Below are 13,253 nucleotides of genomic sequence, written 5' to 3'. Positions count from 1 at the left end.
GCTTTGTTATCACGTATCAATCACGCTATGAAAATCGCTATTGGCTCCGATCACGCCGGTTTCCGCTATAAAGAAGCCATCAAAAAATTCCTGACTGACCTCGGCCACGAGGTCATCGACAAAGGAACCTACGCCGAAACACCATCGGTCGATTACCCCCTGTTTATCCGGCCCGTTGCCGAAGCGGTTGCGGCTGGCGAGGTTGAGCGGGGCGTTGTGCTGGGCGGGTCCGGTAACGGCGAAGCCATCACTGCCAATCGGATCAAAGGCGTTCGGTGCGCGTTATGCTGGAATGAAGAGTCGGCCCGGCTGGGACGTCAGCACAACGATGCGAATGTTATCTCCATTGGTGAGCGGATGATGTCGGAAGAAACGGCCCTGAAACTCGTTCAGATCTGGCTCGACACGCCGTTTGAGGGCGGGCGGCATCTGGCTCGTATTCAGGAACTGGACGAGTAACAACCGCACCATGACCATTTTGTGGAAGTACCTGAAGCCATACCGCTGGTTGGCTGTGGTGGCATTGCTATTGGCTGGCGTTGCGCAAATCCTTGCCTTGGTTGACCCGATCATCTTTGGCAAACTCATTGACGAATACGCCACGCACCCCGGCTCAAAAACCGATTCCGAAAAAATCAGGGGTGTCTTGCAGTTACTGGCCCTGGCCGTTGGCGTTGCCATACTCTCGAACGTGACGAAAGCCTTTCAGGAATACATGACCCGGCTGGTTGTTCAGAAATTCGGGACCGACATCTTCAATGATGGCCTTAAGCAAACGTTACGGCTGTCATATCAGGAATTCGGCGATCAGAGCAGCGGTGCTACGCTGTCCATTCTGCAAAAGGTCCGTACCGATACCGAGCGGTTCATCAACTCGTTCGTCAATGTCCTGTTTTCGTCCATCGTGGGTATGGGCTTTCTGGTCTGGTATGCGATTACGAAACATTGGGCCCTAGTGCCTGTTTTCGTGATTGGCGTGCTCCTGCTGGGTGGTCTTACGGGGCTGCTCAGCAAGCAGATCAAGACGACGCAACGGTCGATCAACCGCGAAACGGCTCTGTTGTCGGGCGTCATTACGGAATCGCTGCGCAATATTGAACTGATTAAAAGCCTCGGCTTAACCTTTCCCGAGATTCGTCGGCTACGCACACAAACGGGTCGAATTTTCGAACTGGAGATGTTTAAGGTACGGCGCGTCCGGCTGCTGTCGTTCTGGCAAAGCACAACGCTCAACCTGCTGCGACAGTCGATCCTGTTCATTCTGTTATGGCTGATATTCCGCCATGTGCTGAGTACGGGTGAGCTGATCTCGATGCAGTTCATTTCGGTCTCTATCTTCAATCCCTTGCAGGAGTTGGGCAACATTATTCTGGCCTATCGGGAAGCCGAAGCCGGGCTGAACAGTTTCAACCAGTTGATGCAGAAACCGATCGAGCGTAATCCGGAGTCGCCCGTTGAGGTCGGCCCTGTCGAACGGTTGCGCTTTGCCAATGTGGTATTTCGGCATAAGGGAGCCAATCAAAACGCTATCGATGGTGTTTCGTTTGAGGCATCACTCGGCGACACGATTGCCTTCGTTGGGCCGTCGGGTTCGGGGAAGTCGACGATGGTAAAATTACTGGTGGGCCTTTACCGGCCCCTTGGTGGTGAAATTTATTACAACGACATTTCCACCCGAGATATTCGGTTCAACCCAATGCGTCGCCAGATCGGTTTTGTTACGCAGGACACGCACCTCTTTTCCGGAACAATTCGGGAGAACCTGCTATTCGTCAAGCCGGACGCGACCGAAGCCGAATTACTCGATGCGTTGGAAAAAGCGGCCTGCGATCATTTGCTGGCTCGCTCCGAAAAAGGGCTCGACACCCAGATCGGCGAAGGCGGGTTGAAAATGTCGGGGGGTGAGAAGCAGCGATTATCCATTGCAAGGGCGTTGGTCAGGCACCCGCGCCTGCTCATTTTCGACGAAGCAACATCGGCGCTCGATTCGCTCACGGAGGAAGAAATTACGGATACCGTACGCAGTGTCTCGGCGCTGAATGAACAGATTACGATCCTGATTGCGCACCGCCTTTCCACCATTCTGCACGCGAACACTATTTTCGTGCTTGAAAAAGGAAAAATCGTCGAAACCGGTAGTCACGATGAACTGGTTGCGCAGAAAGGGCTTTATTACGCCATGTGGCGGCAACAAATCGGCGAACGCAGAGCGGTATAATTAGTTATCTTGACCGGCCTGGTAACACAACGATTCATGAACAGACGCACACGGCAAGTTAATTATTTTTTGTCCGGCCAGTACTTTTCGTACGGGTTGCGGACTACCGTGTCGATTCTGTTGCCCGCTTTGGTATTGGCTCAGTTTGGGCAGCTAGTGCCCGGTATGGCCATGTCGATGGGTGCGCTGAGCGTGAGCCTGAGCGATGCCCCCGGCCCCATTCAGCACCGACGCAATGGTATGGCCGCTACGGTTTTGCTGGGATTTCTGGTGGCCATCGTGACCGGCTTTGCCCGAATGAATGACTACACACTGGGTCTTGAAATTCTGCTTTTCGGCTTTCTTTTTTCTATGCTCGCCGTGTTCGGCACTCGTGCTACTTCCGTCGGGACGGCAGCCATACTAATCATGATCCTTACTCTTGATCGACCGCTCAACCCCGTTGGGGTGTTGCGGGAAGCGGGGTTAATTCTGGCCGGGTCGGTCTGGTATTCAGCAATTAGCCTGCTGGTTTCGCAACTTCAACCCTACCGTCCGGCGCAACAGGCATTGGGGCTGTGTATTCACGAGATTGCCAAATTCATGGGTATCAAGGCCGACTTCTACAACACGGCCACCGAACTGGATACGGACTACCGCCGGTTGGTTACGCAGCAGGTAACCGTTAGCGAAAAACAGGACGAAGTTCGGGACCTGCTCTTTAAGAACCGGCAGTTTGTGGCCGAATCGACCACCACCAGCCGACTACTGGTGCTCACGTTTGTCGATGTTGTTGATCTCTACGAGCAGATTGTCACGATGTATTACGACTACGCAGCCATCCGCGAACGGTTCGGTCAAACGGGCGTGCTGGATACGATAGCCCGGCTCATCCGTCGGTTATCGACCGAGCTCGATCACATCGGTCTGGCGATTCAGGCCGTTGTTCCCCACCGCCGAAAATCGATCGACTTCACAGAAGCGCTGAACAAACTAAAAGGCGAAATTGACTTGCTGGGCGATCAGGAAGGCAGCACGTTGGTACTCAAGAAAATTCTGGTCAGCCTACGGAATATAAGTCAGCGGCTGGCCACCATGCAAGCGCATATTGCCGAACCAGACACGAACCCAACCTCGCTCGATGACCTGCAATATGGTCGCTTTGTATCGCATCAGGCGATCGATCTGCAATCGTTGCGAAACAATTTAACGTTGGCTTCATCCGTTTTTCGCCATTCGGTGCGGGTGGCACTGGCCATGCTGCTCGGCTATGTTGTTACGCAATTGCTCGACTACGGCCACCATAGCTACTGGGTATTGCTGACCATTTCGGTCATCCTGAAACCAGCGTTCAGCCTGACGAAGCAACGGAATTTCGAGCGAATCATCGGTACGTTTGCCGGGGGACTGATCGGCCTTGCCATTCTGACGTTCATACCGAACAAGACTACTCATTTTGTGCTGATGGTGCTGTTCATGCTTGGCACCTATAGTGCGCAGCGGGTCAACTACATCATTATGGTCATCTGCCTGACACCGTACATTCTTATTCTTTTTAACTTCCTGGGAATTAGCTATTTCGGAGCAGCTGAAGAGCGATTATTCGATACAATTCTGGGCGGGATCATCGCCTTCACGGCCAGTTACCTTATCTTTCCCCGCTGGGAGTCCGAGCAACTCAGCAAACCGCTGCGGGATATTCTGGTCGCCAACGTTCGGTACCTTCAAATGCTGCTTACCGTTCTGTCGGGCAAACCCATTAGCGTCGTGGACTACAAACTGGCCCGCAAGGAAGTGTATGTTACATCGGCCAACCTATCGGCAGCCTTTGAACGGATGGTATCGGAGCCAAAGCACAAGCAGCGGAACGAACGGCTTGTCTATAATTTCGTGGTGCTGAACCACATCCTATCGGCCAATGTCGCTACGGTCACCTCAACCTTGCTCACCGACGAACCAAGGTCCTACGCACCGGCCCTGCTCCGCCCCATCAAGCGGGCGCTTTTCACCTTGTCCGAGAGCCTTCGCCGGTTGGATGATACGATCGAGAAGCCGTCAATAGAAGTGTCCGGGACTACCCTATCAGGGGTCGATGCCCCCCCTGCAACGGCGGATGATCGATTGTTTATCGAACAATTAAACTTCATTCAGCAGGTTAGTGGCGACATCAGTAAACTAGTTGACCAGCTCAAGACCAGCTAACGTACCCGATATTCCCTGTTATTAGGGGTATGCTTCGTTATGCCAAGGCAATCCCATCGCTCTGCAGAACGATTTTCCGTTCCTTGTAGAGAACACCAACGGCTTTCTTAAACGTTTTCTTACTCATTTCCAGGGTCTGGTAGATGAGTTTGGGATCGCTGTGATCCGTTAGTGGCAGAAAGCCTTTGTTTGCTTTTAGCTCGTCCAGAATACGTTGCGCGTTGGGTTCGACATTCTGGAACCCCTCCTGTTGCAGACTGACATCGATCAGTTTATCGTCGCGGATGTGTTTGATAAACCCCGGCATACGATCGCCGATTTGTATTGGACGAAAAATGCTACTATGGTATAACAGCCCCTGAAAACGGTCATTGATGATAACGTTGTAACCAAGGTCAGTGGCTTCGTAGGCCAGCAAGTCGACTTCGTCACCTTTGACCAGATCGGACGAATCATCGTCCAGAAAGCGGCTTACCTTGCTGGATGCCACCAGTCGGTTGGTATCTTCGTCGAGATACATGTACACGACATACCACTGTCCCACTTCCATGGGACGGCTCTGCTCCCGATAAGGAACGAGTAAGTCTTTTTCCAGTCCCCAGTTCAGGAAAGCCCCCGCACTTGAGACAGCAACAACCGGTAACGGAGCGAACTCATCGCGCATGATATGCGGTGTCAGCGTGGTGGCTATGGGTCGATCCTCGGAATCCGTGTACAGGAAAACGTCGAGTTTATCGCCGACCGCCAGCGACGTTGGAACGTATTTGTTGGGCAATAACACATCATCCTGAGGATTCTCGGAGTCGGGCTCACCCAGAAAAAACCCAACGCTGGTTTCACGCAGGGCCGTAAGCGTATTCATGCGACCGATGTCAATCATAACTAAAGTTTACTGGTATCGCTGGAACAAAAGTAGCGATAATTCATGGCGCTTGAGCCTATATTCCGTTCTTCCAAAACGAATGACCGGGCGCTTACTCTGTTTATCAGCAATAAATCCGTTAACTTTTCACCAAAATCGTTAACGAATTACGTATGCCTTTCTTAGTCCTCGACCTTGAGATGACCGGCCCTGAACCGGACTACAACGAAATAATTCAGGTTGGTGCCGTTCTTTTCGACGACAACTGGGTCGAAAAGGGTCAGTACCTCACTAATGTGTATCCCGAAAACAAGGACGCCTTTTCGTCGTCTTCCGAAAAGATTCATAACCTGTCGCTGGCTGATCTGGAAGACGCCCCAATGATCTACGATGTGCTCCCCGAAATGGAGGAGTGGATCTGTCAGCAGCTGGGTATTCGTGTGCCAAAGGGACAACTGGACCGGACACCTTTTCTGCGCGATGTGATCATCTGCGGTCAGAGCGTGATCAATGACATCAATTTTCTGAAAGAAGCGTATCGCTACGAAAAGCTCAAGTGGCCGTATTCGCGGGTGCTGCTCGACCTGCATACGCTGGCTTATTTCTCGTTCCGGATCTTAAAGGCAAATGGGCGTAAAACACCCGACCGACTAAGTTTGACGGCAATTGCCAGCTATTTCGGCTTTGCCCGCGAAGACGGTTTCCATAATGCGCTGGAAGATGCCGTCTTGACCGCTAAATGTCTGAAGGAGGTGTTTAAACTCAGCGAAGGATTGAAATTACTTGCCTAGTAGCGTAACCCGGACTTCCAGTCCGGCTCATCGAGCTAACTGGTAGAGCCAGGAATACGAACTACAGGTTATTGTTCGGCTTCCCGGCCCGGAAGTCAGGGTTACATTTTTGTTGCCGTCGGTTCACGATAAAGAAACCAACCAGACCGAGCAACCCCTCAGCCAGACACAACGGAAACCAAACAAGTGCATTTTCGCGGTTGCCGAACAATGAAGACGTGAGCAGAATCAACAGGCCAAGTCCCTGCCAGTAGCCAGGCGAACCGAGCTGGTCGGACCTCAATTGAATAAGCATTTCGCCAGCGCGGTTGGGATAAAACAACGGAGCTATTTTTTGGTAATCCCACAGAAGCAGACCAAGATTAGCGGCTACAATAAGCCCGGTGAGGACTGGCGTAAAGTGGAAATCCATGGAGATTGTAATCACAAAGACGTTCAGACTAATGGGCAAAAAGGCAACGGCCCCCAGCGTGGCGAACCGTTGCGTAACCAGCAATGCACCCGCGATAACCTGACCAACCCCCAGGAAATTCCACCAGATACCCGTTCGGTAGAGTGCCTCGAAAAACAGATCGATCGAAATCCCATGATCGGGCGGCAACTGCAACGTACCGGCGGGCATAAATCGACCGCCGAGGGCCTTCCCCCACCCGGCGTAGACAAACGCACCACCGATCAGATAACGCAGAAAAATGACGAAAAGGCAGGCCCAGGTTTTTGAACGTAGTGCGTCGATCAGCCGAAACATAAACAAATCATTTCGCGCTAGTTAACTGAATTTACGGTAATCGAGAGTCGAATTGTGAAGAGCGGAATCAGGCACTGACCAGTTTTGTGGGTCGCTTTTGTACATAAAGCCAACATCCAAAGACAACGAGGCCCGTTAACAATACGCCCCCAATCCACAACCAGTGATTGGTTCGCGACAACGGTTCGGTATCGCCGACAATGATTAGCCCAGCCCAATAGTTGGGCAACTGGTTAATACCTTCCGCATTCGTGAGCCATTCCTGTTTAGCCCGTTGCAGCGCTATGTCTTTAGGATGGCCTTCATCCAGGTATTTGTAAAAGAGCGTAGTCAATTGATAGGTAGCCTGATTCTGAACGCTCCACAGCGTCGTCAATACACTGGGTACGCCTAGTGCCGAGAAGCCCCGCGCCAGACTGAACACCCCTTCACCGCGCTGATTGGTACCAACACCCGTTTTACAGGCAGCCAGAATAACCAGTTCCGCATTAGGCAAAGCACCGTCGCCCAGATCCGACAACCGCATGGTTGAGTCAGCAAAATAAAGCATCGGTTCCTGATCGGTGCTATCGGCGTTGGCATGTGTGAACAGGTGAATGACCCGATGTAATGGGGCCTGGGTCAGAAAAGCCCGGCGAGTGGCAGCCTGACGGATCAGCATGGTTGACGAATTAAACCGGTCCGCAATGGGCTTCAGCGCCACTTCTGAACCGGATAGCATAACCTGTCCTAGGCGGGAAAACTCTACGGGTGCAATACCCAGAAAATCACGCGTTTTGAGACGTGGCATCCGGGCAAGTTTGTCGTTATTTTTCATCAACAGGCTAGCGGAATAGGCGTAGCTAAAGGCATAGTCATTGATGGCATACTCAGGCTTGGTCCCGGAACGGCTCAAGGCATCGAACGGGACAAAAAAACCATCGGGGGAAATAACGACGCGGCCTTTCGGCAAATTCAGAGGAGCCAGTAGCTGTTGGTATAAGCTATGACTGAGCGTCAGAAAACGGTTTACATTGGTCATCTTGCTCATAGCTTCCGGGCTTGCCAGCAAAGTTGCAAACTGACTCAGCGTCTGGTTGTAAGGCTGGATCGACTGCTTGCGCAACCTGGCTTTTTCACTCGTAACGCTCATGATGTAGAGGGCACTATCGCCCACGAAGTACGTCACCAGTGAACCCGATTGCTTTTTCAGGTATCGCTGTAATTCGGCGAGGGTAGTCGTGGCGTTGTCATACTTATAGCGAAAGTAAGCCGGGTTCGACGCTTCCAGTTGCTTCAGAAAGGTGTCTAAACTATCCTGTTTGCTCAGTAAAATGCCGCGAATTGATGCATAGCTGGCACTATCGGGCGACAATCCGGCGAGTTTGTTTTGCTGATCATTAACGGCCTGTCGCAATCGCTGTTCCTGTTCAATTTGCGAGGGTGCTAATTTTTGCCGGGCACCCAGTTCATTTAGCTTGTCGGCCAGCAGAACGGCTCTACTTTTCTCCAGGAACCGGAACGCCTGTTCGGTATCATTGAGCCGATAACAAGTTTCGATGGCCCGCTCGTAAAGACCACGCGTTTTTTGCCGCCAATACAGTTTTGACTGCTGGCCGGTATGCTCCCACCGCATGAAATCAATCATCTGATCGGCGACTGCATACGTGTCGAGTGCGTGTCGAAATCGTTGTGGACTGGCGGTCGCTTTCGCGTAGTCGAGCCAGGTATCGGCTTTATCTTTAATCAGTGTCAGGAGAACTTCTTTGCGGAGCGCGTTACGAATCGTTTGAGCCGCAGGATTAGCCATGATCAGCGAGTCTTTAAACCCGATTGGCATTGAAAGAAAGCCCTGTTGATACGTTTTCAACGCTTTGTTATACTGGCCAATTTTCCACCAACAAGCGCCGAGGTTGTTGAAGAGACGGGCACGACTAAACGAGTTCTTCTGACTTAATAAAGCCTGCTGATTGTAGTTGATTGCTTCAGCATAGTCGGCCTGTGAGTAATGCAAAAAACCCAAATTAGTAAGTACCAATGCTTTCAGAAAGTCATTACCTGTCTTTTCACAATAGACTAACGCTCGTTTATAGGCAATTTTAGCCGCATTCGGTTGACTTTGCTTAGACTCCAGATCACCCAACAGTTGATAGTATTCGGCTAAGCCTGGTAAATCCTTAGCCAGATCAGCGAGTCGAATTGCTTCATAAATTAATGGAACGGCTTCCTTGTAATTCGTTAATGCTTTTAACGCATTCGCTTTTTCTCGTAAGAGTTGAGCCTGTAAAGCAGGATTTCGGCTTTCCTGTGCAAATCGTTGTCCGTTTTCAGCATAGGTTATCGCCTGCTGATAATCGCCATTGGAAAGACTCAGATAGGCTATATTTAAGCACGCACGTCCGCCCCACAGGCTATTGCCCGGCCATTGATGGACATTATCCAGAACGGTATGAAACGTCGCTTCAGCCAGATCAGCCTGGTTGTTATAGAGATAGCTCGTTCCCAACCAATGGTAGCTTTGCAGTAGAAGAGACCGGAGTTGTGGTTGATTCCGGCTTGCACGGATGGCTCGCTTGTAGTGATCGATAGCAGCCGGATAGTTCCCCGTATCAAAATAGGCATTGCCCGTAAATAACACAAGTTGTACAAAAGCAGAATCCTGGCGTTCCCGACAAGCGGCCCAACGATCCTGTAAACGAATCGCCTGAGTGATTGACTCAGAAAAACTCGCTGCCGGGTATTTACGCAACTGCAACGCGTCAGACCGCAATGCAGAACACTGAGCCAACGCATTGCAGGTTATAAACAGTGAAAACAGGCATCCAGCTACCCACCTGTAAGCGTCAACTGGGTATTGGTTATGTAAAGAGCGGGTCGGACTCAACAACAAACACGTAACCATCACAAATCTTAGAATTGAGTGCAAGAATTGCGAGATGACCAGATACGGACTGAAGAAATGCCGCTTTGCCAGCTGACATCTCAGGTCTTAACAGGCCAGCCAACCCACTGGCATAGGCAGTAGCATACGAGGAACCGATGATGAATGGGCTACTGCTGTCTGTTAGTAGCGATTCCTGAAATTTTCCATCCCGACCTGCTCCAATGCCAATGTCGGTAAACGTAGACGAGTAGTTTTCTACCACATCATACACCGTTCGAAATCCTCCCGGGAAAGTAAAACGCAACTTATTACTTACCGTCGTCACGGTCAGAACGCCCGCTTTCTTTTTCCCACCATAGCAGGCTGGATAGCGTATCGAATTGCTAAGATCAACAATCTCGTTTGGTATAATATCTCCCCGGTTTCCCGCTGCATTGATAAACCACGTACCAGACTCTGTTAGTTGGTCAATGTACTGGCCGAGGAGTTCATTTTCCTGAGTACTGTAAAATCCCCAACTGGCATTAACGGCGGTTAACTTTCCTCGTAAACGATCTGTCAGTAAGTATTCGCAAGCACAACAAATAGCAAACAAGCTACCAATTCCTTGACTATCAATTACTTTTAAAGGCATTATACGAACCTTTCCATCGGCAATACGGCTGATGATGGCCGCGATTCTACTCCCGTGTTTGTTCGTTTCATTATCATCATAAGGGTAATTATGATCGTTGATAAAATCCCAGCCAATATAGTCAGGTTCTATCATATCACACGTTGGCGGCTCCGTGTTGTAATAAGTAGGCAGACTTTCTGTATTAGGATACCGAAAGTCAATGCCTGTATCCATCACAGCTACAACCGGATAGTCGTCCAGCGAATCGTGCTGCTCTCGTATTCGACGAAGCTGGTCGTCAAATGACGCCGGTAATAAGGGGACTGGGTGCCCCCCACCGCCAGACGATGACCGAATAACGTGCGGGGGCGATGTATCTTGTTCAGGACTGTATCCAATATCGTTTGCACTGCTTCTAACGACACGCGGTAGTGAGGTGTCCTGATCAAGGCTGTATCTTAGGTCAAGCTCGTCGGTCAGCAAATGGGCCTGTTCTCCTTCTACTAAAACCAATAAAGGATTGCAGCGGCAAGCCCGTGTGACGACAACGTCAACTGCTTTTCGTTCCGAATTTATTATGTACTTACCCGTTAATCTTAGCTTACTTTTTCTGGAAACTTCCAATGGTTTATCCAGATGCAGGATCAGTTGGTTGCGGACAACCAATCGCAGCGGGTCAGTAGGATATTCAACTACATCGGGAACAGCATGGCCGCGCTCACCTAATCTTCGAATTTTATCATGAAACTGGATGGATTTAATATCACGGGGAGGTACTTGCTGAAAATATTGCTCGTCATTGTCCATAGATTACTAGTGTGGGTTTGAATGTCTTGAATTAGTACCTCAACCTTCGTTTGCCCTCCAAGTTCTTAGTAATCACCGCATCAAGCAATTTTTTAGCCTCGCTTTTATCTATCGGTCGTCCGCGCTTCAATAAGGCAAGGCTCTCGTAGAATAAGCCGGGGTTGGCGAACAGATCGATGCGCTGGCTCAGGCGGTGGAATAGGTCGATGGATTTGTCGTGATAGCTATGACAGAAGATAATAAACCCAGCGATTAAAATGCGCTGGGTTTATTATACCAAAGTGTTTTTGCATTGAACTGTATTCCTGTAGTAGCGATTTTTATCCCTTCGCTTCTTTCTACACGACTATTTACAGCGTATTATCCTGGTAATAATTATCTTGACTAGCCCTTTGTACCAACTGTTGGCGGAGGAGTATCCGTCCCTGGGCTAAATGTGGTAGGAAGTTTAGCCTTTTTAGGCTGAATCTCTTCTTTCTTGCAACAATAAAACGAAAGCGAAAAGACAGATAAGGTCACTACTAAGCGAAACGTCTTCACAAGTAACTAAATTTAGAGTTAGCGAATACTAGATAATAGTAAAATTTAAAAAACCACAAAAATCAAATTATACAGATTGTTCATTAATACGACAGGCATTTTCCTAGATTCAGTCACTTATAATCTGACTTTTTAGCGATCCCAATTATCGTTTGTTTGTTAATCACATCCGCTTCTTTTTCAGATAAACCAAACTTAGTGAAAAGACATTATGTACTATTCAGATTTACGTGCAGATCAACTTGGGAATATCTTTCACAACTGCTTAACCAATTCTTCGGCTTCACGTTTGCCCTCCAAGTTCTTAGTAATCACCGCATCAAGCAATTTTTTAGCCTCGCTTTTATCGATCGGTCGTCCGCGCTTCAACAGGGCAAGGCTCTCGTAGAATAAGCCGGGGTTAGCAAACAGGTCGGTGCGCTGGCTCAGGCGGTGAAACAGGTCGATGGCTTTGTCGTAATTGCCCTGCTGGAAGGCAACAATACCCGCAAATTTTAACGCAGTGTCACTATCGGGATGGCGCGTCAGAATAGCCTGAAAGACGTTGCCCGCTTCGGTCAAATTGCCTTTATTGAAGAGATCGACGCCCGTTTTCAGACTGTCGGCATCGCTATCCATCATCGTCGGTAACTGCATGAAATGCGAAGAGACGTACGAATCAACCTGCTGGCTGGCAACCAGGGTCGCATCCGTTGCTGGCCGGAAGAAATACCAGCCCAATCCCAGTAATAGTACAATACTTGCCGCAGCAGCTGCATAGGTTATCCAGCTGGCAGACGACCGCTGACCAATTCGGGGTTGCTGACGCAGGGCTTTAAATTCAGCGATACGTTCCTCACGGGCCTGCGCCTTTGCCACCTGCTTCGAGAGGACATAAAAAGCCAGCGCGTCGGCTACGGCAGGGTCCGTTTCGAGCGCTGATTCAAACTGCGCACGTTCTCCGGCGGATAGCTGGTTCGTCAAATACTGTTCAATTGTTTCCAGATCAGTGTTCATAGGATGTCGCGAAAACGTTCACGGAGTTTATCCAGACAGCGCAACCGGCTGGTTTTGGCCACAGCGGCCGAATTATACCCAAGCGTCTGCGCAATTTCGTCGTCCGAATACCCTTCACCCCACGACAGAATCATGGTTCGACACTTCTCTCCCAGATTATTCAATTGACGATAGAGACGCTCTACATCACTCCGGGCAATGAGGTCCTGTATAGCCGACCGGGCCGCATCGGGCAGTTGTAGCAAGGAATCGTCGAGCGAAAGTGCATCGTGGACGCTACTTCGATTAGTCGTCTTTTTTCGAATAGCGTCAACACATTTGTTCGTAAATATTTGATACAGGTACGTTTTGAGCCCGGAACGGCCCTCGAAACGGTCACTAATTACGTTTTCGATCACCGTCATGATAGCATCCGAATAGGCGATTGCGCAGTCATCTTCACTCAATCGATGCTTACGGGTTCCTTCAGCAATCAAATAATCGTATCGCTCATACAGCTTATTTTCATAGAGCCGACGCTGCGTTCCGCCCGCTCGTATACCCGCCATCAGGTCAACATCGGAAAGTTGTCGGGAGAAGAAAGCCATAGGTTGGTAGATAGAACAGGCGGTAAGGTACTAAAAAATAAGAA

At 49.9% G+C, this 13,253-nt stretch carries 10 protein-coding genes; 4 read left to right on the top strand and 6 right to left on the bottom strand.

Annotation, left to right across the window (positions count from 1 at the left end; genetic code table 11):
* Nucleotides 1–27 precede the first annotated feature (27 nt).
* Genes rpiB through GK091_RS23305 form a run of 3 tightly spaced genes read left to right on the top strand, consistent with a single transcriptional unit; the run spans nt 28 to nt 4,399 of the window.
* Complete coding sequence (rpiB, locus tag GK091_RS23315; RefSeq protein ID WP_164042541.1) at nt 28–459, top strand: ribose 5-phosphate isomerase B; 432 nt, start codon at nt 28–30, stop codon at nt 457–459.
* 10 nt (nt 460–469) lie between these two features.
* The gene (locus GK091_RS23310) at nt 470–2,218 is read left to right on the top strand and encodes an ABC transporter ATP-binding protein (protein ID WP_164042539.1); all 1,749 of its coding nucleotides are present in this window, start codon (nt 470–472) and stop codon (nt 2,216–2,218) included.
* Between the two features lie 36 nt (nt 2,219–2,254).
* On the top strand, nt 2,255–4,399 hold the full coding sequence (locus GK091_RS23305) for an FUSC family protein (protein ID WP_164042537.1): 2,145 nt from the start codon (nt 2,255–2,257) through the stop codon (nt 4,397–4,399).
* Nucleotides 4,400–4,436: 37 nt separating this feature from the next.
* Here the strand turns inward: GK091_RS23305 and GK091_RS23300 are convergent, their stop codons facing one another.
* Complete coding sequence (locus GK091_RS23300; RefSeq protein WP_164042534.1) at nt 4,437–5,279, bottom strand: CvfB family protein; 843 nt, start codon at nt 5,277–5,279, stop codon at nt 4,437–4,439.
* Nucleotides 5,280–5,434: 155 nt separating this feature from the next.
* Between GK091_RS23300 and GK091_RS23295 the strand changes: the two genes are divergently transcribed.
* On the top strand, nt 5,435–6,052 hold the full coding sequence (locus tag GK091_RS23295; RefSeq protein ID WP_164042533.1) for a 3'-5' exonuclease: 618 nt from the start codon (nt 5,435–5,437) through the stop codon (nt 6,050–6,052).
* Nucleotides 6,053–6,113: 61 nt separating this feature from the next.
* Here GK091_RS23295 and GK091_RS23290 read toward each other — a convergent pair whose 3' ends face one another.
* The 5 genes from GK091_RS23290 to GK091_RS23270 form a co-directional block, all read right to left on the bottom strand.
* Entirely contained in the window at nt 6,114–6,800 is a 687-nt protein-coding gene (locus tag GK091_RS23290) for a hypothetical protein (protein WP_164042529.1), read from the bottom strand.
* A gap of 67 nt (nt 6,801–6,867) precedes the next feature.
* Nucleotides 6,868–9,567, bottom strand: a complete 2,700-nt coding sequence (locus GK091_RS23285) for a CHAT domain-containing protein (RefSeq protein WP_164042526.1) — start codon at nt 9,565–9,567, stop codon at nt 6,868–6,870.
* 70 nt (nt 9,568–9,637) lie between these two features.
* On the bottom strand, nt 9,638–11,086 hold the full coding sequence (locus tag GK091_RS23280) for a S8 family serine peptidase (protein WP_164042524.1): 1,449 nt from the start codon (nt 11,084–11,086) through the stop codon (nt 9,638–9,640).
* Between the two features lie 795 nt (nt 11,087–11,881).
* Nucleotides 11,882–12,622, bottom strand: a complete 741-nt coding sequence (locus GK091_RS23275; protein WP_164042521.1) for a tetratricopeptide repeat protein — start codon at nt 12,620–12,622, stop codon at nt 11,882–11,884.
* Complete coding sequence (locus GK091_RS23270) at nt 12,619–13,209, bottom strand: RNA polymerase sigma factor (protein ID WP_164042519.1); 591 nt, start codon at nt 13,207–13,209, stop codon at nt 12,619–12,621. The genes GK091_RS23275 and GK091_RS23270 overlap by 4 nt, the downstream gene beginning before the upstream one ends.
* Nucleotides 13,210–13,253: the final 44 nt, after the last annotated feature.

This window comes from Spirosoma agri, assembly GCF_010747415.1.
GTDB classification, from domain to species: Bacteria; Bacteroidota; Bacteroidia; order Cytophagales; family Spirosomataceae; genus Spirosoma; species Spirosoma agri.
Note: the sequence above shows the minus strand (reverse complement) of the source record. Positions and strands in the feature narration are given on the sequence as shown.